Origin of the sequence: Lewinella sp. W8 (genome assembly GCF_004375085.3) — a bacterium.
GTDB lineage: Bacteria > Bacteroidota > Bacteroidia > Chitinophagales > Saprospiraceae > Neolewinella.
In genome coordinates, this window is sequence record NZ_SNAQ03000026.1 from 41,343 (window position 1) to 62,590 (window position 21,248).

Consider the following 21,248-nt stretch of genomic DNA (forward strand, 5'->3'; position numbering starts at 1 on the left):
TCCGCAACAAAAAATGACAAGATGCAAAGATTATTAATGACCCTGCTGGCCGTACTGGTGCTGTCTACCGCAGCCATGGCTCAACGGGGAAAAGGAGGTATGGACCTGCGCCAACTGGACCTCACGGAAGAGCAAAAAACGGAGATCAAGGCCATCCGGGAGGCGGCAAAGGCTAAAGCCCAGGCCCTGCGCCCCGCCGAGGGTGAGGCTCCCGACCGGGAGGCATTACGGGCCATCAAGGAGGAGACCCAGACGGCCATGATGAAGGTACTGACCGCCGAGCAACGCGCCCAACTGGAAACCCAACGGGCCGCCCGCAAGGAAGCCTGGGAACAGGTGGACAAGAAAGCCATGCGCGCCGAGCTTAAGGAACACCGCGAGGAAGAAGTGATGCCGGTGCTGCGCGCCGCACGCGCGCAACTGGATGCCTTCATCGACGCGGAAGACAAAGTAACCATCGACCGACTACGGGAGGTGTTCGCCGACCGGGCGGGCAAAAAAGCCATGCACCCCCGTGGCGGCCACCGTGCGCCGGCCCAGGGAGAAAAGGCGGAAGCACGCCGCGAAAAAATGGAAGCCTGGCGGGCCGAGCACGAAGAAGATATTGCCACCCTGAAGGCCCTGACGGAAAAGTACCGGGAAGACATTTCCCGCATCCGCGAGCGACTCGCCCCCCAAATGAAAACCTGGGGAGAGGAGAAGCGTGCCATCGTAAATGAATACCTCCCAGAAGAACTCCAGCGGGGAGAGAAGCCCCGCAGAACCCGGGAGAACGCCCGGGAGAAGAAGGGCAAAACCAGGGAGCGCCGTGGTGGCAAGGGAGCTGCCGGATTCCTGCTGATGAAAACCTAACCACCCCCAACGGCGTTTTCATTTCGCCCCCCCTTGCTGGCTCTGATGCCCGGTCTTCATGACCAGCCGAAACTGACCCCGCCGCGAACTTTTTGGGTTTGCGGCGGGGTCAGTGTTTTGTAAAAAGGGAATATTTTAAAATGGCATGCCGCCGCTCTTTTTGTACATTCGCATCCGTGTCAAGGCACGCCCCCTAACTCATCAAAACGTTTCATGCAAGTGCAAACTTCCATTCAAAACAGCGCTGAAGAGCTCAAACAATCTCTCCGGAACTGGAAAGCTATCGTTGCGAAGTACCAAAAAGCCAATACCGGCCGGGCCATCGGCCAGCTGTTCAGCAGCTTCGGGCCCTTCATCGCGCTTTGGGTTGCCATGTACTTCAGCGTCGATTATTCCATCTGGCTGACGATGGGTCTCGGGGTGATCAATGCCTTCTTCCTGGTCCGCATTTTCATCATTCAGCACGACTGCGGCCACTACTCCTTCCTGAAAAAACGTAAAGTCAACGACGCCATCGGCTTCGTTTGCTCCTTCTTCAGTTCCATTCCCTACACTTACTGGGCACGGGTGCACAGTTTCCACCACGGACACACCGGGCAGTTGGAGCACCGGGACATTGGTGACATCGACTTCCTCACCGTAAGCGAATACCGGGAGCTGAGCCGCTGGGGCCGCCTGAAGTACCGCATCTTCCGTCACCCCGTCGTGCTGTTCGTAATCGTACCCATCATCTACCTCGGGGTTGCGCTGCGCGTTCCACGGATCAATTTTGAGGGTTGGAACCCCATTCACCGCAAGCAGCACATCAACAACATGTTGATCCTCGCCGTATACGTTGGCCTGGGCTTTCTGCTGGGCTGGAAGGCCTTCCTGATCGTTCAGGGGTCCATCATCTTCTTCTTCGGCATCATCGCCTTCTGGTTCTTCTACGTTCAGCACCAGCACGAGCACACCTACATGCAGTGGTCAAAAAACTGGGACTACCTGACCGCCGCCATCAAAGGGGCCACCTTCTACAAGCTTCCCCGCTTCATGCACTTCCTGACGGGCAACATCGGCTACCATCACATTCACCACCTGAGCAGCCGGATTCCCAACTACAACCTCCGCCGTTGCGCCAAGGAAAATCCCATCCTGCAGCGTTATGTAACCAAGATCTCTTTCGTGCAGAGCCTGCCCATGATGTTCAACAAACTGTGGGACGAAGAAAAGCAGCGCATGATCACCTTCCGCGAATTTTACCGTTCGGAGGCAGCCATGGTTCGCGCCTAAGGACCCTGCTTAAGAACGCATCACGGGGCGCCGAAGCGCAGGTGCATAGCTATAACCAAATAGCCATGCACCTGCGCTCCGGCGCCCTTCTTTTTTGCGGAACCCCGAGCAAATATTATTCCTCGTGGATGGACGCCTCAATCTGTTGCGCCCGCCAGGCCGGCAGCAGGGAGGCCAGGAAGCCGATGATCAGTACCGTGCCGGCCACCACCGGGAAATCAAGCCAGCGGAAGGAGATCGGATAGGCCTCCGTCATCATTCCCGGCAGACTGATGAGACCGTAATTTTTCTGCAGAATGTAGAGCCCCGCCGCCAGTAAAAAGCCCACCCCGATTCCCAGGCTGCAGAGTAAGAGGCCGACCCGCAGGAAGATGCCACGGATGTCTCGCCGCGTCATGCCCAGGCTCTTGAGGATGGAAATGTCCCGCTTCTTTTCCAGCACGATCATCCACAGCGCCCCGACCAGGTTGAAGCTGATCAGGATCATCATCAGGCAAACGATCGCGAAGCCGACCCACTTTTCCACCTGCATCAGTTTCAGGATACTGTTTTCCTGCTGGTAGCGATCCTTGACGGTGAAGTCTGCCCCCATGTACTCCTGGATGCGGTCGTAAGTGTCCTGAATGTCGTAGCCGGGCGCAAGCCTTATTTCCAACGCGCTGACGATTCCTTCCTCCACCGACAGCAATTCCCGGGCCTCCTCCAGGTCAATCAGGACCGCCTGGTTTTCGAAGGCTTCCTGGCTGCGGATGATCCCCGCCGGCTGAAAATTTCGGCGGATGTAGGGCGCGCGCCCGGAGGTCAGCATCCCCCCGCCCCGCGGGCGGGGCTTGGACATCAGCACCGTCAGTGGAGAGAACTCATTCAAAGGGTCAATGCCCAGGACGATGGAGAGCTGGTTACCGACGATGGCACCGGAGATTTTTCGGCTCGGCAGGTGCAGGTCATAGCTGCCATCCTGGACCATGGTGTCAATGCCGTTGATCTCCGCATAACGGTGATCAACCCCCTTGACGCGGCCAAACGCCTGCTTGTCATCGTAGAGAAAGCCGGCCGTTTCCTCCAGCGTCTGGGACACCACCAGAACACCATCCAGGGCGTACAAACCCCGTAAGGTCTCCTCATCCATCTCAAAGGTTTTGCCTTTGGTGGTGGTGATGCGCACGTCAGGGTTGAGGTTATTGAACAGGCCAAGGAACAGATCCTCAAAACCATTAAATACACTCAACAGCAAAATCAATGCTGCGGCCCCGATGGCCACGCCGAAAGCCGCAATCAGGGTAATGATGTTGATTGCGTTCGTTGACTTACGGGCAAAGAGGTAGCGCCAGGAAATCCGTACCGGAAGGTTCATGGAGGTAAAGGTAGTTGATTTGTCCGCTTCCCCACGGGAAGCCGGTGGGTCATTTAGCGAAAAGAAGCTAACGACTATTTTACCGAAGCGGAACTAAATTTTACCCCTTGCCTCTACTGGCCAGGACGCCAGCACGACCTTTAGTGCTAGGCCGTTCCGTGAATTAATCCTTTGGCTCTCAAGTCCTTGAATTTTTCAGTAGCGGCAAGGCATGCCTTGCCGCTACCATTTGCCCCTCTGAACTGCCGCGATTCCGCAGGAATCGCTTATGAAACCGCACGGAAAAGCCTACCTTTAGTGCAGCCGTCCCAGCAACTCATTGAGCTGTTCCACTTCTTCCGGGGTCAGACGCTCACTGATGAGGTGATCCAGCCGGTTGCGGGTTTTGCCAATGCGTTCGAAGAGTTGCAGACCTTTCGGGGTGATGCGTACCTGGTTGCTCCGGCGATCCACCTGAGAAGGAGTTTTCTGCAGGAGCTGCTTTTTCTCCAATCTTTCGATCAGACGGCTGGCGTCGGACATCTTGTCGGCCAGCGAACGCCGGACTTCCAGAATGGAGAATGATCGATCTTCCTGTTCGGCCAAAAACCGCAGGATGGCGTACTGTTTGGGCGTCAAATCAAACGGCTGTAAGAATTGACGGATTCCGTTACTAAGCCAGCTACAGGACTGGAGGAGGTTATGGCGCAACAGCGTGTAGGGATCGGTGTCCTGCGACGCCGAGGCGAACCTCATACTATGCTTGCTCATCGAGAAATGATTAAAAAGCTTGTTGGTTAGTAATACGCTGAGCTTGGCTAATTCAAAAAAGCAAAACACAAAACTTCAAAAAGCGTGCCAAAATGTTTTAAACGTGTTCTAACAACTGGTTTTATTTAATCAATACTCTCGCTGGATTGGTAGGCAAAGAATAAAGTTAGCTTGCAAATTGTTGTACCTACCGCATAAATTTCATCTGGTTTAACGTCCCATTAACGATAAGGTATTACACCTATTCTGCCCCCGGAGCGTTTAGTGGAGGAACGTAAAGAACGATCCCATGCACAAACTATTTTTCGTTTTGCTACTGGTGGTAACGACGGCTTTCAGCGCGAACGCCCAAACCAATTACTACACTTCCGCCAAGGATAGTGATCCGGAAGCCGTGAAACTGCTCAGCAGTATCCGGGCCAAATACGACGGCTTTAGCTCCATGAAGGCCAACTTCCAACTGGACATTGCCATCCCGGGCCAACCGGTGGAAAAGCAGGCGGGCGTCATCAGTCGGCAGGGAGAAAACGTTCGCTTCGTGCTGGGAGACCAGGAGGGCATCATTAACGGCGAGGCTGCCTACATCATCATGCACCGTAACAAAGAGGTGCAGATCAACGACCTTCCGGACCCCGAAGAAACCACGGGAGTGCTTACGCCCCAGACCCTGTTCAACTTTTACGAAGGTGATCAGTACGTTCTGGCCGTTCAGGGAACGGAAAAAGTGGGCAACCGGAGCCTGAAAATCATTGAACTGAAGCCCCTGGACCGGGAGAACAGCGAGTTCACGAAGCTCCGCCTCCTGGTGGATGCCGCCAAAAAGGAGCTGGCCGTAGTGAAGGCCTTTTCCCGCGACGGCACCAATTTCACCTTCACCCTCGCCGAAACTCAGGGCAACGTGAACTTACCCGCCAAAACCTTCGTGTTCAGCAAAACGGATTTTCCCGGCTACCACGTGGAGGACCTGCGGTTCTAGCCATCGGCGCACGTAAAGACCAACCCCAAAGACGGGGGCGACAGCAAACAATGTCGCCCCCGTTTTAATTACAGCATACGGGAAGCGATTCTTTTCCCTAACCCTTTTCGTATGCGTCCAACAATCGTAATCGCCGGAGCTACCGGTTTCATTGGCCGATGGTTCATTGAGCGGTACCACACCAAATACCGCATCATTGCCCTCAGCCGGGATGAGATGGAACCCGACCCCGATTACGATAAGGCGGAGTGGCGGCAGGTGGAGCTGTACTCGCTGTCCAGTACGGAGGCCGCACTGCGGGGAGCCGATCTGGCCATCTATCTGGTGCATTCCATGCATCCCTCCACCCGGCTGCACCAGGGGGCCTTCGAAGATACGGACCTGCTGCTGGCCGACAATTTTGCGCGGGCGGCCCGCGCCAACGGGCTCCGCCAAATCATCTTCATGGGCGGCATTCTGCCGGGGGAGGAAGACGATTATGAGCTCAGCCGGCACCTGCGGAGTCGGCGGGAAGTTGAGATTACGCTGGCCAGTGCCGGCGTGCCCGTCACGGCCCTGCGGGCCGGCATCATTGTGGGCAAGGGAGGTTCCTCCTTCCGCATGATCCGGAAACTGGTGGAACGGCTGCCGGTGATGATTTGTCCGGCCTGGTGTACTTCCGAAACCCAGCCCGTCGCTCTGGAAGACGCTCTCAAGATGATCGATTATTGCCTCGATCGGCCGGAAGCCTTTGACCAGGCCTACGACATCGGCGGGCCCGGGCAGACGACCTATATGGACATGCTAAAAACGGTGGCGGAACTGATGGACAAACGGCGGATCATCCGGCCCGTGGGAATGTTCAGTCCGGGCTTGTCCAAGATGTGGGTCAGTTTCTTTACCGACAGCAGTCGGGCCCTCGTCTCTCCCCTAGTGGAGAGTCTGCGCCACACCCTGGTGGCCTCCGACAATGAATTACTGCGGGCGTTCCCCGACCGGATCGGTTTTCGCAAGGCCGCCCACCGGGCACTATACGGCAAGGAAGACTTTCCCGAAGTACCCAGGAGGAAAAAATCTGCCCACCGGGAAAAGAATACCGTGCGTAGCGTGCAGCGGCTGCCTAATCCCGCCGGGCATACGGCTACCTACGTTGCGCGCATCTACCAGCGCTGGCTGCCCATCCTTTTCCGAACGCTGATCCGCGTAAAAACGGAAGGAGATTTATCGACCTTCTTCCTGTGGGGTATTCCTTTGCTTCGCTTGCAGTTCATTCCGAGCCGGAGTGACGATGACCGCCAGCTGTTCTACATCATTGGCGGTCGGCTGGTGCGGCGGAAAGACTACGGCTGGATGGGATTCCGGCGAGTACTGAACGGGGAGTACATTATTTCCTCCATCCACGAATTTGTGCCGGCACTTCCCTGGTTCCTGTACGTGCTCACCCAGGCAAACGCTCACCGGTGGGTGATGTATCGCTTCGGGCGGTACCTGGAGCAAGGCAAGGCAGAATAGGCGCTGACCGCCCACCCATAATGAGTACCCATAGTCCGGCGACAACCGATAATGACGGTGCTCCAGCAGAGCACACGGATTCCATTACATTGCATCCCGGCAGAGCACGGGGATTCCGTTGCACTGCACCTGCGGTGATCGCCCAAATTGGCTTCCGACCCCACCAACACAACCCAGGGCGGGCAAATGCGTTTCATTGGGCATGAAAAACATCCAGCTAAACAACGGACTTCACATGCCCCAACTCGGTCTGGGCGTATGGCAAAGTGACAACGGGCAAGAAACCATCAACGCCATTCACTGGGCCCTGGAGGCGGGTTACCGACACGTGGACACCGCCAAGATTTATAAAAATGAGGAGGCCGTCGGGAAGGCCCTCAAAACGGCTTCCGTACCACGGGAAGACGTGTGGCTGACCACCAAGGTGTGGAACGACGACATCCGGGCCGGACGTACGATCCAGGCCACGGAGGAATCCCTGAAGCGGCTGGACACCGACTACGTGGACCTGATGCTGCTCCACTGGCCGGTAGATGGCTACGAAACCGCCTGGCGAGAGCTGGAAAGCCTGCTGGTGGACGGTAAGGTGCGCGCCATTGGGGTGAGCAACTTTATGCCCGAGCACCTGAACGACATCCTGGAACACGGAGAAATTGTTCCCGCAGTTAACCAGATTGAATACCATCCCTACCTGGTACAGGCCGACGCGATCAGTCTTTGTGATGAGCACAAAATTGCCATTACCGCCTGGAGCCCACTGATGCAGGGCAACTTCAAGGATGAGCCCTTATTTGCCAAAATTGGGGAAGCGCACGGGAAAACCGCCGCCCAGGTAGTACTGCGCTGGTGTTTACAAAACGACATCATTGTTATCCCCAAAAGCACCAACCAGGGACGGATTCAACAGAACGCGGATCTCTTTGATTTTGAGCTTACGGAAGAGGAAATGGTGGCCATTGATGAGTTAGAACGCGGCAAGCGTTTTGGTCCGGACCCGAGAAATTTTGATTTTTAGCCGATTTTTCCATTCAAGCCTACCAAATGAACCTCACTTTTCATTTACTCGAGAACACCACCACGCCCTTTTTTCACGAAATCTTCCATTCTTCCTTTTACGTTCCCCCCGGTGAGCCGGCCCTTCCCATGGAGGCCATCCATCAACCGGAACTGCGGCGCTACTATGAATACTGGGGACGGGAGGGAGACCTCGGTTTTGTCGTGATGCTGGATGGAGAGCAAATCGGGGCCGTATGGTCTCGCCGCTTCCCGGACGAAGCGCCGGGTTACGGTTTCGTGAGCAACGACATTCCGGAGCTGGGCATTGCCATCAAACGGGGCTACCGCGGACGTGGCATCGGCGACCGCCTGCTGGCCCACTTCCTGGACGCCCTGCGGGAACGGGGAGATAAACAGGTATCCCTCAGCGTGCACGGAGACAACCACGCCGCGCAGTGGTACCAGAGAATGGGCTTTCGCACCGTTGCCTTCGACGGCAAGACGATGACGATGGTGCTGGACCTGTAAAACATCGTGGGGCGAAAGTGGGTATAAAGTAAAAACCCATTTCGACCACCATGTCCAGACAAAAACCCAAAACACTACTAAAATTCGCCGTAGTGGGCGGCTGCATTGCCGCCCTGGTAATTTTTGCGGGCATTTATCTTCTGGGCAGCATCAGCCAGGTGGAGAGCCTGGAAAACATGAAGGAAATTCGTCCGACCTTACGGTTTACGGCCAACGGAGTCATTACGGTATCCGCCACCATTATGGCGCTAATGCTGACCCTGCTTTCCTTCAGTTCCGACACCGATAAACAACTCAAATCCTGGCACTACGACCGCATCCACTGGATCACTCGCTTTGCCGTAGGCACCTTCGTAATGGGGTTGGTTCTGCTCATGACGCTCAACCTTCCCCTGGTCAATGCGAAAGAATCCTTACGGGGTTTCTACACCACGATTTATTATTTGAGCATTGGTTATGTGTCCCTGCTCGGGGGAGGCATCGTCTGCGTAATCTTACTGTTATACCAGGCGACTACCGACATCATTATGCTCAAGCGCCCCAACGACGAGGGGGAACATCTCTTCCGGGAAGAGTCCAGCTAGCGCCCGGCGGGATGGATGCTTTCCTTCCTCCGTATTGCCCAATTCTTGCCTACCTTCTCCTGGCCGGGGCAAACGGTAATTGGCCCAGGGGCCCCATTCGGCAAATAATGGCGGCGAAAATGTGGTTTCAACGTCATAATTCCCGTTATTTGCCGGCTAATCTTCCTCCCTCTGGAGTCGCTCGTCAACAGTGCGCCCCGGAATACGTTAGAGAAGCTAATGGTTTCGTAGATGAAACCTGCCAACAATCCACAGAACACAACCTAACCGCTGACTAAACCAATGGATTCCCTCAAAAAGAAGTTTGCCGAAAAAGCCCTTGCTCTATTTACCGAATTACGCGCCATCAATAAGGAGCACGGAGAAACCAAATTAGACGAAGTAGTACTTCGGCAAATCACGGGCGGTGCCCGTGGCATCAAGATGATGCTCTGGGAAACCAGTCAGCTGGACGCCCAGGAGGGCATTCGTTTCCGCGGATACTCCATCCCCGAGATCAAGAAGCTCCTGCCCAGCGGGCCGCAGGGAGAACCCAAGCCGGAAGGCCTGTTCTGGCTGATGCTTACCGGCGAAATCCCCACCGAAGAGGAAGTCAACGGACTGACCGCCGAATGGCACAAGCGCTCCGAGGTGCCCCAGCAGGTGTTTACCACGCTGGACAGCATGCCCACGGACACCCACCCCATGACCCAATTTACCATTGGCATCATGGCCATGCAGCCCGAGAGCGTCTTTGACCGGCGTTACGCCGAGGGCCTGCCCAAGACCGAATACTGGGATGCCGTCTACGAAGACAGCATGAATCTCATCGCCCGCCTTCCCCGCGTAGCGGCCTACATCTATCGCCGGACCTTCAAGGGAGGAGAACACATCGCCCCCGATCATAGCCTGGACTGGAGCGCCAACTTCGCCCATATGCTCGGCAGTGATGACGAAGATTTCCGCAGCCTGATGCGCCTCTACCTGACCATTCACGCCGATCACGAGGGCGGTAACGCCTCGGCCCACACCGTTAACCTCGTAGGGTCCACCCTGAGTGATCCCTACCGTTCCTTTGCCGCGGGCATGAACGCTCTGGCCGGTCCCCTGCACGGTCTGGCCAATCAGGAGGTGATCAAGTGGATCTTTGAGATGATTGACAACCTCGGCACCAAGACGCCCACCAAGGAGCAAATTGCCGACTACGTCAACGACACCCTCGCCCAGAAAAAAGTTATTCCCGGATACGGACACGCCGTACTGCGGGAGCCCGATCCCCGCTTCGTGGCCCAACGCCGCTTCGCCGAACAATACATCAAGGACAGCGAACTCATCGAGACCGTCTGGAAAATCTTTGACGTAGTGCCGCCGATCCTGCAGGGTCTGGGGAAAGTCAAAAATCCCTGGCCTAACGTTGACGCCCACTCGGGTGCCCTACTGGTGCATTACGGCTTTTCCGAATACAGCTACTACACCGTACTCTTCGGCGTGAGCCGGGCACTGGGTGTACTGGCGGCCGGAATCTGGAGCCGCGCGCTGGGCATGCCGCTGGAGCGGCCGAAATCCGTCACCAGCGACTGGATCAAGCAGCAGCTGAAGTAGGTCTTTGTATAGGCTGTTCCGTAAGGTTTCATCAGCGATTCCTGCGGAATCGCGGCAGTTCAGAGGGGCAAATGGTAGCGGCAAGGCATGCCTTGCCGCTACTAGGAAATTCAAAGACTTGATGGCCAAAGGGTTAATTCACGGACCAGCCTAGGCCTTAGTACTAGGCTGTTTACTGTGGTTTCAGTAGCGGTCCCCCGGGTGAACATTGTTTAGGTCCGAAGGGGAAAAACAGCTCCCGGAAACACGATTATTCCCTTACATTTGGCCGAGAATGGAGGGCTGGCCGCTTTCGTGACCAGCCCTCCATCACTTTGCGGAACTAATCAGATAAATTGCCTTATGAATATTCCCGATCATCTACTGTACACCGAAGAGCATGAGTGGGTGCTGATTGAAGGAGATACCGCTACGATCGGCATCACCGATTACGCTCAGGATGCCCTGGGAGAACTGGTCTACGTGGAAGTGGACACCGTAGGGGAAGAACTCGCCCAGAACGACGTCTTTGGCACGGTGGAAGCGGTTAAAACGACCAGTGACCTCTTTATGCCCGTAGCGGGTACGGTTAAGGAGTTTAACGCCGAGCTCGACGAATCCGATGGAGACAATCCCACCATCATCAACGAAGATCCCTACACCAAGGGATGGATCGTCAAGGTTGCCCTCGCGGACCCCGAAGACCGGGAAGGATTGCTGACCGCGGAAGAGTACCGGGCTCTGATTGCATAATTTTTTTGTGGACGTACACCACAAATCATGCCAGGCGCATCTAACTCCCGAAAGCGCCAGCCACAACGGTGGTTTGCCATAATTTATGGACTCCTGTTGGTCGTAGTTAGCCTCGCTCCCAGTGACCGCTTGCCAACAATACCCGACTGGAGTAAGCTTTTTTCCCCAGATAAGGTAGGTCATTTTGGTGCTTACGCCCTTTTTGCCCTATTATTGTCAGTCTCTTTTCCCGCCGAAAGGCAAAAGAGGTTCCTTTGGTCTTTCCTGATTGCGGTCGCCTTCGGCGGCGTCATGGAGATTGCCCAGGGAATTTCGGGAACGGGAAGACATCTCGATCCGGTAGACATGGTGGCCAACACCCTGGGTGCCGGTCTGGGAACGCTGCTGGCCTACTGGTGGTGGCGCAAACGACGATAACTATACCGCTTCGGCGGTAAACGAATAACTTTTTTAAAATCCCCAAAGTCATGGATATATCAGTATCTGGTGGCACTCTGGCGATAGTCCTCGGTTTGATTCTCGCGGCTATGGTGGGCTTGATCTTCTTTATGAGAAAGGTCTACGCCAACCGGACCGAGAAGGCACTTTCCGGAGCCTATAATGAAGAGGATGCGGAAAACACTTCGTACATCGCCAACCGTGCTAAGTACGAAAGTCTGGACGTATTCGGCCTGAGTTCTACTTTCTTCAATTTTGGTTTAGCACTGGCTGTGGGGCTTTCCCTCCTCGCTTTTGGTTGGACGCAGTACGAAAAGGCAATCTACATTCCTGACGGCGCGCTTGAACTGGAAGAAGAGATTGAGGTAGAGCCTCCCCGCACCGCAGAGCCCCCTCCCCCACCACCTCCTCCCCCACCACCGGTGATTGAAGAGGTTCCCGAAGAGGAGCTCATTGAAGAAGACCCGCCGGAATTTGAGGATATGTCCGTTGACGAAGAAACCGTGATGGAAGCCCCACCCGAAGTAGTGGAAGAAAAGGCTCCGCCACCACCTCCTCCCCCACCACCGCCACCACCGGCGCCTGAGGTAGAGGAAATCTTCAAGGTCGTAGAGCAGATGCCGTTGTTCCCCGGTTGTGATGACCTGGGCAGCTACGCCGAAAAGAAAGCCTGCGCCGACAAAAAGATGCTCGAGTTCATCTACGGTAACATCAAGTACCCCGCCATCGCCCGCGAAAACGGCGTCGAAGGCATGGCCGTTGTTTCTTTCGTTGTGGAGAAAGACGGTACGGTCACCGACGCCAAGGTGGTGCGCAATCCCGGTGCTAAAACCGGTGAGGAAGCGCTCCGCGTGGTAAACCTGATGAATTCCAAAGGTCTTAAGTGGACGCCCGGCAAGCAGGGTGGACGGAACGTACGCGTTCAGTTCAACCTCCCCGTGAAGTTCAAGCTTGAGTAGTACTACTGTACTTACCTCAACCCGGAAAGCCGGAGCGTCGCCTCGTCGATGCTCCGGCTTTTCTTTTGCTCTTACTTCCCACCGTGAATAAGTCAAAGCATCACTTCCCGCTTCTCCCGGGTTCTCCGGTACTTAGGGAGTGCACTGATGCTGGCCGGAGGCAGGTGCCAGGCAGCGCAGTAGGGCCGTGTTTATGCCCCTACTCCGGCCTGCTTGCTCCCGGACCGAAACCCGAATTCTCCCCTTCCACCTTTTTCCCGCTCCACGGGTGAACCAAAGCCCGACTCGGTCATTAGGCTTCCATGGAAACGAGCTGTAGTATTTTCTGGCACCGTCGCGATTTACGGATTGAGGATAACGCCGGTCTTTATCACGCCCTGAAGGGGGACGCCCCCGTGCTTCCCATCTTCATCTTCGACCGCAACATCCTCGACAAGCTGCCCAATCCTCAGGATGCTCGCGTGGAGTTCATCCACGACAGTCTGGTCGCCCTGGCGGAAGCATACCAGGAACACGGCGGAGATCTCCGGGTGTTTTACGGGTTTCCGGAAGAGATTTGGTCCAAGCTACTGGAAGAATACAGCCCCACGGCGGTGTACACCAACCGCGACTATGAGCCCTACGCTAAAGAGCGCGACGCTGCGGTTGCCCGGCTATTGGACGATGCCGGCATCCCCTTTAACACCTACAAAGACCACGTCATCTTCGAAAGTGAGGAAGTCTCCAAAAACGATGGCGGTCCCTATACCGTCTACACCCCGTACATGCGCAAGTGGCGCACACGCCTGGAAGACCGGAAAAGCACCTACGAGGGCCAAACCATATCCTACTTTCTTAAACCCTACCCAACGGAGAAATACCTCCGTAATCTCCTGCTGGGAAAAAGTGAGGTAAGCATCCCTGGTCTGAAAGATATGGGTTTTGCCCCCACCGAGCTTGAAATACCACCAACAAGCGTTCCCCGCTCCCTGATCCGGCGGTACGACGAGCAGCGCAACTTCCCGGCCATTGAAGGAACCAGCAGGCTGGGACTACACTTCCGTCACGGTACCATCTCCATCCGGGAAAAGGCCCTCCGCGCACGAGGGCTGAACGAAACCTACCTGAAGGAACTCATCTGGCGAGACTTTTACTCCAATATACTGCAGGCCTTTCCCCGGGTCGCCCACGAGGAGTTCAAGCGGGACTACGCGGGCATACCCTGGAGAAATGACCCCGATGAATTTGCCGCCTGGTGTGCGGGCAAGACCGGAGTTCCCATCGTAGATGCCGGTATGCGGCAACTCAACCAGAGCGGCTTTATGCACAACCGGGTAAGAATGATTGTGGCCAGTTACCTTACCAAACACCTGCTCATTGACTGGCGGTGGGGAGAGGCCTACTTCGCCGAAAAACTGCTCGACTTCGATTTGGCCAGTAACAATGGCGGATGGCAGTGGGCCGCGGGTTGCGGAACCGACGCCCAGCCCTATTTCCGGATTTTTAATTACGAGAGCCAGCAAAAAAAGTTTGATCCCGACTATACCTACGTCAAAGAATGGGTGCCGGAATTCGGCACTCCCGAATACCCCAAAGCCCCCCTGGTAGAACATAAGTTCGGCCGCGAACGCGCCCTGGAGGTTTACAAAAAGGCATTGGCGGAAGCGCGGGGTTGAAACCAGAAAAGGTACCGCTCTTCCGGGAAGTGGTTGAGACGAAAAAAACCAACCAATGTGGCTTAGTGTGGGGTTGACACTAAGGAAGGAGCCCCTTACTTTCGTCTTCCCATATCCAAAAAACCATGAAGCTCCTTTTTTCCGCGGCCCTTCTGTGCCTTGTCGTAACTTTTTTGCCTGCGCAACAACGACTCAATCTGTTCACCGACTGCGAGTGTAACCGAACCTTGCTCATGCAGCAAATTGACTACGTCAACCACACCATTGATCCGGCGGGAGCGCAAATCAATCTCTTTATCGTCACCAACCGCCTGAGCAACGGTGGCCGGGTCTTCAACCTTCGGTTCAAGGGACAGGAAGAACTGGAGGGTAATACCCTCAGTTTTGACGTTGCCACCACTCCGGTAATGACCTCCCTGGAAATTGATCAGGTCCTCACGGACCGCATCGAGCTGGGCCTGGCGGGCTTTCTCGCCGGGACCGAGTACGCCAACCTCATCACACTGGAAGCAACGGCCCCCGAAGCCGTTCCGGATACCGCTGCGGTAGCCGATACGGAAACCGAAGACAACTGGAATAACTGGATCTTTGAAATCTGGAGCAACTTCAGTACTAATGTGGAAAGTCAGCGGAGTAACAGTTCCCTCCGCCTGGGTTTTGAAGCAGACCGCACCACACCTGAGTGGCGTATCCGCTTTCGGCCTAACTTTTTCTACCAAACCCGTTCCCAAACCGTTACCGACTCGGATGGAGAAACGGAAGTATTGACCTCCGTTCGCAGGGACGCCTGGTTCAATGCCTCGGTGGTGCGGAGCATCAGCGACCATTTCTCCGTTGGGCTGTTTAACAGTATGACCTCTTCGACGTTCCGGAATATCGACCTTGGCGTGTGGGTAGCCCCGGCCATTGAGTACAACTTCTTCAGCTACGATGAGGTCCCCTTTAAGGAATTCACCATTGCCTACCGGGTCGGTTGGACGAGGAATGTGTACACCGAAGAAACGATATTCTTCGAGACCGAAGAAAGCCTGGCCCGGCAGGTAGTGGACCTCGATTTACGGGTACGCCAGCGTTGGGGACAAATCTTTGCGGGCGTTTCCGCCGGCAACTTCCTCCAGGATTTCAGTAAAAATCGCCTGGCGTTGAGTGGACGTGCTAACGTAAGGCTCATCAAGGGACTGTCCTTCAACGTCGGTGGTAGCTACGAGATCATCAACGACCAGATCAGCCTGCCCCGGGGGGAGGCTAGCGTTGAGGACGTATTACTGGGACAGGCGCAACTGGCCACCAACTTCAGCGCCGATGTCCGCTTTGGCCTCAGCTATACCTTTGGGTCCTTATTTAACAACGTGATCAATACGCGCCTCTAGTAGACGACCATCTACCCTCCCCTCCAGAGGGATACACGTAGAAAAGGCCGAAATTTCTTCAGTGAAATTTCGGCCTCCGTATATCCCCGGGATTACGGGGTAGCTCCGCGCGGATTAAAGTCCTCCTGCGCCGGACTGAGAAGAAACGGCCAGTGCCGTCATGATGCAAAGGGCAAACAGCGCTGCGGCGAGGCCCCAGGTAATTTTTTCAATTACGTCAGTTGAACGGGACGCACCCAGCATCTGGTTGGCCTGTGAGCCACCAAAAGTAGAGTCGATGCCACCACCTTTGGGGTTCTGGATAAGCACAACGAGCATGAGCAGCAGACAAACAACGCCGGTCAGGATAGTTAAGAGATTGACCATGGGGACTTAAAGTTTTTCCTTCAATTCATTAATGAGGCCCGCAAAGATCGTCTTTTTCTCTGGATAAAGCAACTCCAGACGTTGGTACATCTTAATGGCGTTCTGATATTGCCCCTGTTGGACGAGAAGTTTGGCCAGGGTTTCGCTGGCTACGGCTCCGTGAGTCGTGACGCTATGTCGGGCGATTGCGGTAACCTTTTCTTCCGTGCTCATGGTCTGCTGCTGTTTCAGCCTGCGCAGTCTTCTCAGCCGGTCCGATAAGGTGGAAGGCATACCGGCCGGTGGCTGGTCGGTCAAAAACCGTTCCGGTCGCTCGGGACGTATTTCTCCGGCAACCCCGGGGCCCTCAATCGGGAAGATCGGTGTAGCATCCATGAAACTGACCGCCAGGTTGACCCAGTCATCAATACCCGGAGTGTCCGGGCCGGTAGGATTCGGCATCATGGGGGGAACCACTGCGGCTTCCATTTGTGGTTCTTCCTCTTCGAAGTAGTCCGGGACACTGTCCACGGAAGGTTCCGCAGTAGTCTTAGGGTTGGGCAGCTCAAGTTCCCGGGAGGGGCTGGCCGGTGCTTCTGCCGGCAGGATCAGCTCCTCCAGGTCCCGCAACTCGAGCGTCTCCTCGCCGTCGCCAAAACTCCGGATTTCCTGCACGAGGTCGTAAAGGTGTGCCCGGTCAAACATCGCGGCTGCGCATCGGCTCAGGTAAGCTTCTTCTTCGGGATGCCCTTCCAGGATGGATTTTAGCAGGAGCATCAGGCGGACGTTCGGAGAATAGGGGTAGCTCAACGCCAAAGCCTGTAGTTCGGCCAGGGGCACCGAAACCAGCCGTTGGGGCTGGTTGACACTCTCCAAAAAGGTTTGACGATCCATCTTATAACACCCTGATCAATAAATATTTACAAATATTTCTTTACGGCCTAATGAAGGTTGCCAAGGCAACAAATATTTCATCGAATCTGAAACACATCCGCCTATCCCCCGCCAAGTCATCTTTATCACCACAATACGTCAATATGGCTTCCAGGCGAGAAATATGGGCAGGTGCTAAAGGTCGAGATTAGTTATCAGAAATCAAACTATTGGCCGAATTGCTGGGCCTTTCTTCGATAAAAAAGTCCTCTAGAGCATTGATTTTTAAAAGGATCGGCCTATCTTTACCATTACGAAGGGGCTGATTGGTCAATCACCTTTCGTTAAGAATTTGTGTTGTTCATAGTGTTTGTTATGTAGCCTTCCTCCATGAGCGAAGGCTTTTTTTATACCCAATTCCCAAGCATTATGGGGCTAACATAGGGTCATATTCCCTGAATAGATGTATTTTTGTTTATCCTTCAGAGCGTTTATAGAGAACAAATAGTTTAATATAATGGCAAAACCGAAAAAAGACCGCATCGTCCTGGGTCAGGGCGATGGAGAGATCAACATTGACTACACCAACCTAAGATCCGCAGTATTAGTCCTCAGAGCCATTAATCACGAATTGCGGCGCAGCATCATCGATTTACTGGAAGAGAACGAACGTATGACCGTAACGGAGATTTACATCCGTTTGCGGATTGAGCAGTCCGTAGCCTCGCAGCACCTCGCAATTTTGCGTAAAGCTGGCGTCGTTTCCCCCCACCGGGAAGGCAAATACATTTTCTACAGCCTGGAGAAAGAGCGGCTTTCCCAGATTGCCCAGCTGGTAACGGAGCTCGCCGAATAACCACTTCTCGGCAAAAACAGACCGTTTTCTAGTCAAAACATACCGGTATCCGCCAAACATATTTGTTTGGCTCACATTTTTATACCATCTTTGTTGCTGATGACGCTATCCCTCAGTTTTGTTCGCGTCAACGAGCAACCAATTTGTTTATCGGCTCGGACTCGACTTTCACCCGTTATTGAATTCATCCCCTGAACACACTATTCGAGTATCCGGCCATCGAATTTTTTATGTTTTGATGGAGCCTTCTACCAATCCCATGATTTCAAGCGCGGAGCTGGAAACTTCTACCGAAGTTTTACGGGCCCTGGCCCATCCGCTGCGCATGAAAATCCTGGAGTTCATTGATCGCAATGAAATGATCAACGTTAATCGTATCTACAGTTCCCTCCAGTTAGAACAATCGATTACCTCCCAACATCTCCGTATTCTACGGCACGCCGGGTTGGTGGAGACCGAGCGTCGGGGCAAGTTCATTCATTATCGCCTGCGGTACAAGAAGCTCAAGAATACCATCAGCGCCATCAGGGACTTCCAGAGTAAGAGTCAGAACTCCAAGGCCTCCCGTAACTAAGCATCAGGAATTGGGCTCCTTAAGTATTTCGTGTTTCTGTATTCCCGACGGCCTCTCTCATTCTTCCTCTCCGTTTCTTGCTTCGTCTTTTCTCCCCGAAGAACGGTAGTAGTACAGCAGTAGTACGACCACTCCCAGGGAAATGGCCACATCCGCTACGTTAAATACGGGGCGAAAGAACAAGAATGCCTGTCCACCAACCAGCGGCATCCATTCTGGGTACTGTCCGTAAAAGAGTGGAAAATAGAGCATATCCACCACCCTGCCGTAGAGTAAGGGCGCGTATCCACCTTCCGCGGGAAGAAAGGTCGCTACCCCGCCATGGAAAGAAGACTCCGAGAAAAGAACTCCGTAGAACACACTATCGATGATGTTGCCCAGTGCCCCGGCCTGCACTAACGAAAACCCGATCAGTAACCAATTGCTCACCTGCTCCCTGATGAGACGAAAAAGGTAGACAAAAAGCACCCCGACGGCCGCAATACGAAACAGACTGAGAAAGAGTTTCCCGTATTGACCTCCCAGGCTGATCCCGAAGGCCATCCCGTTATTTTCCACGAAATGGATCAGTGCCCGATCAAAACCCAGGATGCTGAATTCTTCCCCGTAGGCCATATTCGTTTTTACCCAAAATTTTGTCCCCTGGTCAATCACCAGGACGACAAAAAGGGTTAACAGCACAATCCTTCTTCGGCTCATAGAAAAAAATCAGCCTTCCCACCACATGGGCGGAAAGGCCGGCAATTTACGTAATCGACTTTGGGCTTACCAACGATCCTAGCGATTCTGCTTGGCGTGGATGCTCAGGGTAGTATGGGGAACGATCCGTAACCGCTCCTTACTAATTAATTTTCCGGTGACCCGGCAAATGCCGTACACCTTGTTCTGAATTCTCAGCAGGGCATTTTCGAGGTGCTGAATGAGTTTACGCTGGCGATTGGCCAGATTATGCGTGTCTTCATTCACCATGGAGGACGTGCCGTCATCCAGGCCCCGGACCTTACCGTCTTCACTGTTCGTTTGTTCCGAAAGCTGTTGCAGGTAAAAGTCCAGCTGCTTACGCGCTTCCTCTAGTTTATTTTCAATGATCAGACGGAACTCTTCTAATTCTTTATCGCTGTAACGCGTTTGCTCTTTGGATTCCATGGCATCGTAATTGTGTAGATAGCGAGAACAATTTTGCCCCCAAGGTGCAACGATCAAATTAATCAGTTTCGCAAAACCGAAGATCATTTCCACTTGTTCGGGAAAGCGTTGCAAATATACGGAGACTCCTTGTTGAACTAGACAATTCTTTTAAGCTTTTTACCTCAATAAGAAGATTTGACCGCCAAAGACACCCCTTGCCAAATAAACCTTCTTTTCCGGAGGAAAGAACCCAAGCTACCGGCAGTAAATTTTCCCTAATCAGTAGTGGCTGGCACTCCCTACCCTGCCCCGAATCATGGGAAGGGGCATCCAGGGGCGACTGCGCCGCAGCCAGTTGCCACGGCTGCATTTTTCCCGGATGATGAACGTCCGGTTAAGCCAGGTCTGACCGTCAATTTCCACGGGTCGGTCAACGTAGTTAACCTCAAACTGATCGGTGGACGCTCGAAGTTCGATCTGGTCATCTTCCGTGCGCAGATCACCGTCCTGGTCAAAGATGGGCCAGGCACTACGGCTGTTGTCGGGGAAAAAGACCCGCTCAATGTGGCCCGTGGAAACCGCCCGGAAACGCCGCTGTGCTTGTTTTTCTTCGGGGTAGACGAAAACGCCACTGGCGTTACTATGAAAGAGGAGCTGCTCCCAGCGGACGGGCAGATTCCCCTCGCCAAACTCCAGCCGGAACAGGTCACCGGCCTTTAGGTAGGGGCTGTAGTAGAGACCGTCCGACCGGACCTGATAGGTGGAAGAACGATCGTTGACTTTGATGCTGACGTTGTCCGGCACCTTACCGGCACTGGTCTGTAGTCGGAAAGAGAGGTAACCCGCGGCGGGAATTTCGATGGACCACACCTCCCCCACCAGTTGGCCCGCAGAAAATTCGAGGGCACTGTTTCCCTGGAGATCTTGCACCAGATTCGGGGTGGAAACGGATTTGGCGGTCATGCCTTCTGCCCGGCTCCGCTGCCAACGCTCGGGGGCAAAGTAGCCGTTCCATTCCCGGGCGCCACAACCAAGATCGTAGTACGTGAAGCTACTCCCTCCCCTGGCCTGAACGTCTGACATCGCCCCCCCTTGCGCCCACAAGTATCCCGACTCCCCGGCGGGGAGTAGTATGAAAGCCATACAACAGACTGCAATGTAGCAGAAGCGCATGTTCATAGTAGGGATGACGTGTAACTTGTGGGTTTAGAAAAAATCGCTGAGGGGAAAATCTCTTCAAATATACCACCCGTGCGCAAATAAGGGGGAACGGCAACAACTATTTAGGGAACGGTTGCATAATATTTCTATAAGTCGGCGGGGTAATTTGCGTGAACACTTTGGGTTTTTTCACGCTTTCTCTTCGATTATTTCAGGAAAAAAGCCCGGCCCGATGCGCCCCAAAAGACTTGAATTCACCAGTATTGTCCCCCGTTCTCTGGAAGAAACCTGGGATTTTTTCAGCCGACCGGAGAACCTGGAAAAGCTCACGCCGGAAGACGTTTCCTTTAACATCCTCTCGCCGGTGCAGGGAGTAAAAATGTACGAGGGGATGATCATCCAGTATCGGGTGAGTCCGTTTCCGGGCTTCTCCACCGACTGGGTCACGGAAATCACCCAGATCAAGCATCATCACCACTTCATCGACGATCAGCGGGTGGGCCCCTTTGCCCTTTGGCACCACCAGCATTTTTTCCAATCGCTCGGCCCCAACCGGACGGAGATGAAGGACATCCTGCACTACGCCGCTCCCCTGGGTCCGTTGGGTACCCTGGCGGATCTGATTTTTGTGAACCGACAGGTGCGCGGAATCTTCGAAGCCCGGGAAGCCGCGATTAAGCGCTTATTCCCAGAATAAGTTGGAGGATTCAGGATTTAGGACCTAGGATTAAGCACCTTAATTTCTCCTGAATCCTAAATCCTTCAGCCTAAAC

23 protein-coding genes are annotated in these 21,248 nt (G+C 54.3%); 16 read left to right on the forward strand and 7 right to left on the reverse strand.

Going from position 1 to position 21,248, the window contains the following annotated elements:
- Nucleotides 1-21 precede the first annotated feature (21 nt).
- A complete protein-coding gene (locus E1J53_RS22060; RefSeq protein WP_134274595.1) occupies nt 22-852 on the forward strand; it encodes a Spy/CpxP family protein refolding chaperone in 831 nt (276 codons plus the stop codon).
- Between the two features lie 213 nt (nt 853-1,065).
- Nucleotides 1,066-2,124 (forward strand): fatty acid desaturase, encoded by a 1,059-nt coding sequence (locus E1J53_RS22065; protein ID WP_154640275.1) that lies wholly within the window; start codon nt 1,066-1,068, stop codon nt 2,122-2,124.
- 115 nt (nt 2,125-2,239) lie between these two features.
- On the opposite strand, the gene E1J53_RS22070 is transcribed toward E1J53_RS22065, so the two are convergent.
- Nucleotides 2,240-3,478 (reverse strand): FtsX-like permease family protein, encoded by a 1,239-nt coding sequence (locus tag E1J53_RS22070; RefSeq protein WP_134274597.1) that lies wholly within the window; start codon nt 3,476-3,478, stop codon nt 2,240-2,242.
- Between the two features lie 294 nt (nt 3,479-3,772).
- Nucleotides 3,773-4,228, reverse strand: a complete 456-nt coding sequence (locus tag E1J53_RS22075) for a MarR family winged helix-turn-helix transcriptional regulator (RefSeq protein ID WP_134274598.1) — start codon at nt 4,226-4,228, stop codon at nt 3,773-3,775.
- Between the two features lie 289 nt (nt 4,229-4,517).
- On the opposite strand from E1J53_RS22075, the gene E1J53_RS22080 reads away from it, so the two are divergent.
- From E1J53_RS22080 to E1J53_RS22130, 11 genes are all read left to right on the forward strand, one after another.
- Entirely contained in the window at nt 4,518-5,204 is a 687-nt protein-coding gene (locus E1J53_RS22080) for an outer membrane lipoprotein carrier protein LolA (RefSeq protein ID WP_134274599.1), read from the forward strand.
- A gap of 111 nt (nt 5,205-5,315) precedes the next feature.
- Nucleotides 5,316-6,695 (forward strand): NAD(P)H-binding protein, encoded by a 1,380-nt coding sequence (locus E1J53_RS22085; protein WP_134274600.1) that lies wholly within the window; start codon nt 5,316-5,318, stop codon nt 6,693-6,695.
- 202 nt (nt 6,696-6,897) lie between these two features.
- A complete protein-coding gene (locus E1J53_RS22090; RefSeq protein ID WP_134274601.1) occupies nt 6,898-7,710 on the forward strand; it encodes an aldo/keto reductase in 813 nt (270 codons plus the stop codon).
- 26 nt (nt 7,711-7,736) lie between these two features.
- A complete protein-coding gene (locus E1J53_RS22095) occupies nt 7,737-8,219 on the forward strand; it encodes a GNAT family N-acetyltransferase (protein ID WP_134274602.1) in 483 nt (160 codons plus the stop codon).
- 50 nt (nt 8,220-8,269) lie between these two features.
- Nucleotides 8,270-8,803: a hypothetical protein gene (locus E1J53_RS22100; RefSeq protein ID WP_134274603.1), complete on the forward strand. Its 534-nt coding sequence runs from the start codon at nt 8,270-8,272 to the stop codon at nt 8,801-8,803.
- 282 nt (nt 8,804-9,085) lie between these two features.
- Nucleotides 9,086-10,384: a citrate (Si)-synthase gene (locus tag E1J53_RS22105; protein ID WP_134274604.1), complete on the forward strand. Its 1,299-nt coding sequence runs from the start codon at nt 9,086-9,088 to the stop codon at nt 10,382-10,384.
- Nucleotides 10,385-10,726: 342 nt separating this feature from the next.
- On the forward strand, nt 10,727-11,116 hold the full coding sequence (gene gcvH / locus E1J53_RS22110) for a glycine cleavage system protein GcvH (protein WP_134274605.1): 390 nt from the start codon (nt 10,727-10,729) through the stop codon (nt 11,114-11,116).
- 27 nt (nt 11,117-11,143) lie between these two features.
- Nucleotides 11,144-11,533 (forward strand): VanZ family protein, encoded by a 390-nt coding sequence (locus E1J53_RS24485; RefSeq protein ID WP_134274606.1) that lies wholly within the window; start codon nt 11,144-11,146, stop codon nt 11,531-11,533.
- Nucleotides 11,534-11,583: 50 nt separating this feature from the next.
- A complete protein-coding gene (locus E1J53_RS22120; protein WP_134274607.1) occupies nt 11,584-12,513 on the forward strand; it encodes an energy transducer TonB in 930 nt (309 codons plus the stop codon).
- A 302-nt stretch (nt 12,514-12,815) separates the two neighbouring features.
- Complete coding sequence (locus E1J53_RS22125) at nt 12,816-14,168, forward strand: deoxyribodipyrimidine photo-lyase (protein WP_134274608.1); 1,353 nt, start codon at nt 12,816-12,818, stop codon at nt 14,166-14,168.
- A 125-nt stretch (nt 14,169-14,293) separates the two neighbouring features.
- The gene (locus E1J53_RS22130) at nt 14,294-15,538 is read left to right on the forward strand and encodes a hypothetical protein (RefSeq protein ID WP_134274609.1); all 1,245 of its coding nucleotides are present in this window, start codon (nt 14,294-14,296) and stop codon (nt 15,536-15,538) included.
- Nucleotides 15,539-15,652: 114 nt separating this feature from the next.
- Here the strand turns inward: E1J53_RS22130 and secG are convergent, their stop codons facing one another.
- Nucleotides 15,653-15,904 (reverse strand): preprotein translocase subunit SecG, encoded by a 252-nt coding sequence (gene secG, locus E1J53_RS22135; protein WP_134274610.1) that lies wholly within the window; start codon nt 15,902-15,904, stop codon nt 15,653-15,655.
- 6 nt (nt 15,905-15,910) lie between these two features.
- Nucleotides 15,911-16,777, reverse strand: coding sequence for a hypothetical protein (locus E1J53_RS22140; protein WP_134274611.1), 867 nt, complete (start codon nt 16,775-16,777; stop codon nt 15,911-15,913).
- 496 nt (nt 16,778-17,273) lie between these two features.
- Between E1J53_RS22140 and E1J53_RS22145 the strand changes: the two genes are divergently transcribed.
- Both E1J53_RS22145 and E1J53_RS22150 read left to right on the forward strand, forming a co-directional pair.
- Nucleotides 17,274-17,612: a helix-turn-helix transcriptional regulator gene (locus E1J53_RS22145; protein ID WP_134274612.1), complete on the forward strand. Its 339-nt coding sequence runs from the start codon at nt 17,274-17,276 to the stop codon at nt 17,610-17,612.
- Nucleotides 17,613-17,871: 259 nt separating this feature from the next.
- Nucleotides 17,872-18,186 carry a helix-turn-helix transcriptional regulator gene (locus E1J53_RS22150; RefSeq protein WP_253932265.1) on the forward strand — a complete coding sequence of 105 codons (315 nt, stop codon included), beginning with the start codon at nt 17,872-17,874 and terminating at the stop codon, nt 18,184-18,186.
- Between the two features lie 57 nt (nt 18,187-18,243).
- On the opposite strand, the gene E1J53_RS22155 is transcribed toward E1J53_RS22150, so the two are convergent.
- The 3 genes from E1J53_RS22155 to E1J53_RS22165 all read right to left on the reverse strand — a co-directional run bounded on the left by E1J53_RS22155 (nt 18,244) and on the right by E1J53_RS22165 (nt 20,457).
- Entirely contained in the window at nt 18,244-18,885 is a 642-nt protein-coding gene (locus E1J53_RS22155) for a lipoprotein signal peptidase (protein ID WP_134274614.1), read from the reverse strand.
- A 78-nt stretch (nt 18,886-18,963) separates the two neighbouring features.
- Nucleotides 18,964-19,332 carry a TraR/DksA C4-type zinc finger protein gene (locus E1J53_RS22160; RefSeq protein ID WP_134274615.1) on the reverse strand — a complete coding sequence of 123 codons (369 nt, stop codon included), beginning with the start codon at nt 19,330-19,332 and terminating at the stop codon, nt 18,964-18,966.
- Nucleotides 19,333-19,593: 261 nt separating this feature from the next.
- Nucleotides 19,594-20,457: a hypothetical protein gene (locus E1J53_RS22165; RefSeq protein ID WP_134274616.1), complete on the reverse strand. Its 864-nt coding sequence runs from the start codon at nt 20,455-20,457 to the stop codon at nt 19,594-19,596.
- 250 nt (nt 20,458-20,707) lie between these two features.
- On the opposite strand from E1J53_RS22165, the gene E1J53_RS22170 reads away from it, so the two are divergent.
- Nucleotides 20,708-21,172, forward strand: coding sequence for an SRPBCC family protein (locus E1J53_RS22170; RefSeq protein WP_134274617.1), 465 nt, complete (start codon nt 20,708-20,710; stop codon nt 21,170-21,172).
- Nucleotides 21,173-21,248: the final 76 nt, after the last annotated feature.

Coding starts and splice junctions, on each gene's coding strand:
- E1J53_RS22060 (WP_134274595.1), top strand. CDS start 22: ATGCAAAGATTATTAATGACCCTGCTGGCCGTACTGGTGCTGTCTACC.
- E1J53_RS22065 (WP_154640275.1), top strand. CDS start 1,066: ATGCAAGTGCAAACTTCCATTCAAAACAGCGCTGAAGAGCTCAAACAA.
- E1J53_RS22070 (WP_134274597.1), bottom strand. CDS start 3,478: ATGAACCTTCCGGTACGGATTTCCTGGCGCTACCTCTTTGCCCGTAAG.
- E1J53_RS22075 (WP_134274598.1), bottom strand. CDS start 4,228: ATGAGCAAGCATAGTATGAGGTTCGCCTCGGCGTCGCAGGACACCGAT.
- E1J53_RS22080 (WP_134274599.1), top strand. CDS start 4,518: ATGCACAAACTATTTTTCGTTTTGCTACTGGTGGTAACGACGGCTTTC.
- E1J53_RS22085 (WP_134274600.1), top strand. CDS start 5,316: ATGCGTCCAACAATCGTAATCGCCGGAGCTACCGGTTTCATTGGCCGA.
- E1J53_RS22090 (WP_134274601.1), top strand. CDS start 6,898: ATGAAAAACATCCAGCTAAACAACGGACTTCACATGCCCCAACTCGGT.
- E1J53_RS22095 (WP_134274602.1), top strand. CDS start 7,737: ATGAACCTCACTTTTCATTTACTCGAGAACACCACCACGCCCTTTTTT.
- E1J53_RS22100 (WP_134274603.1), top strand. CDS start 8,270: ATGTCCAGACAAAAACCCAAAACACTACTAAAATTCGCCGTAGTGGGC.
- E1J53_RS22105 (WP_134274604.1), top strand. CDS start 9,086: ATGGATTCCCTCAAAAAGAAGTTTGCCGAAAAAGCCCTTGCTCTATTT.
- gcvH (WP_134274605.1), top strand. CDS start 10,727: ATGAATATTCCCGATCATCTACTGTACACCGAAGAGCATGAGTGGGTG.
- E1J53_RS24485 (WP_134274606.1), top strand. CDS start 11,144: ATGCCAGGCGCATCTAACTCCCGAAAGCGCCAGCCACAACGGTGGTTT.
- E1J53_RS22120 (WP_134274607.1), top strand. CDS start 11,584: ATGGATATATCAGTATCTGGTGGCACTCTGGCGATAGTCCTCGGTTTG.
- E1J53_RS22125 (WP_134274608.1), top strand. CDS start 12,816: ATGGAAACGAGCTGTAGTATTTTCTGGCACCGTCGCGATTTACGGATT.
- E1J53_RS22130 (WP_134274609.1), top strand. CDS start 14,294: ATGAAGCTCCTTTTTTCCGCGGCCCTTCTGTGCCTTGTCGTAACTTTT.
- secG (WP_134274610.1), bottom strand. CDS start 15,904: ATGGTCAATCTCTTAACTATCCTGACCGGCGTTGTTTGTCTGCTGCTC.
- E1J53_RS22140 (WP_134274611.1), bottom strand. CDS start 16,777: ATGGATCGTCAAACCTTTTTGGAGAGTGTCAACCAGCCCCAACGGCTG.
- E1J53_RS22145 (WP_134274612.1), top strand. CDS start 17,274: ATGGCAAAACCGAAAAAAGACCGCATCGTCCTGGGTCAGGGCGATGGA.
- E1J53_RS22150 (WP_253932265.1), top strand. CDS start 17,872: ATGATTTCAAGCGCGGAGCTGGAAACTTCTACCGAAGTTTTACGGGCC.
- E1J53_RS22155 (WP_134274614.1), bottom strand. CDS start 18,885: ATGAGCCGAAGAAGGATTGTGCTGTTAACCCTTTTTGTCGTCCTGGTG.
- E1J53_RS22160 (WP_134274615.1), bottom strand. CDS start 19,332: ATGGAATCCAAAGAGCAAACGCGTTACAGCGATAAAGAATTAGAAGAG.
- E1J53_RS22165 (WP_134274616.1), bottom strand. CDS start 20,457: ATGGCTTTCATACTACTCCCCGCCGGGGAGTCGGGATACTTGTGGGCG.
- E1J53_RS22170 (WP_134274617.1), top strand. CDS start 20,708: ATGCGCCCCAAAAGACTTGAATTCACCAGTATTGTCCCCCGTTCTCTG.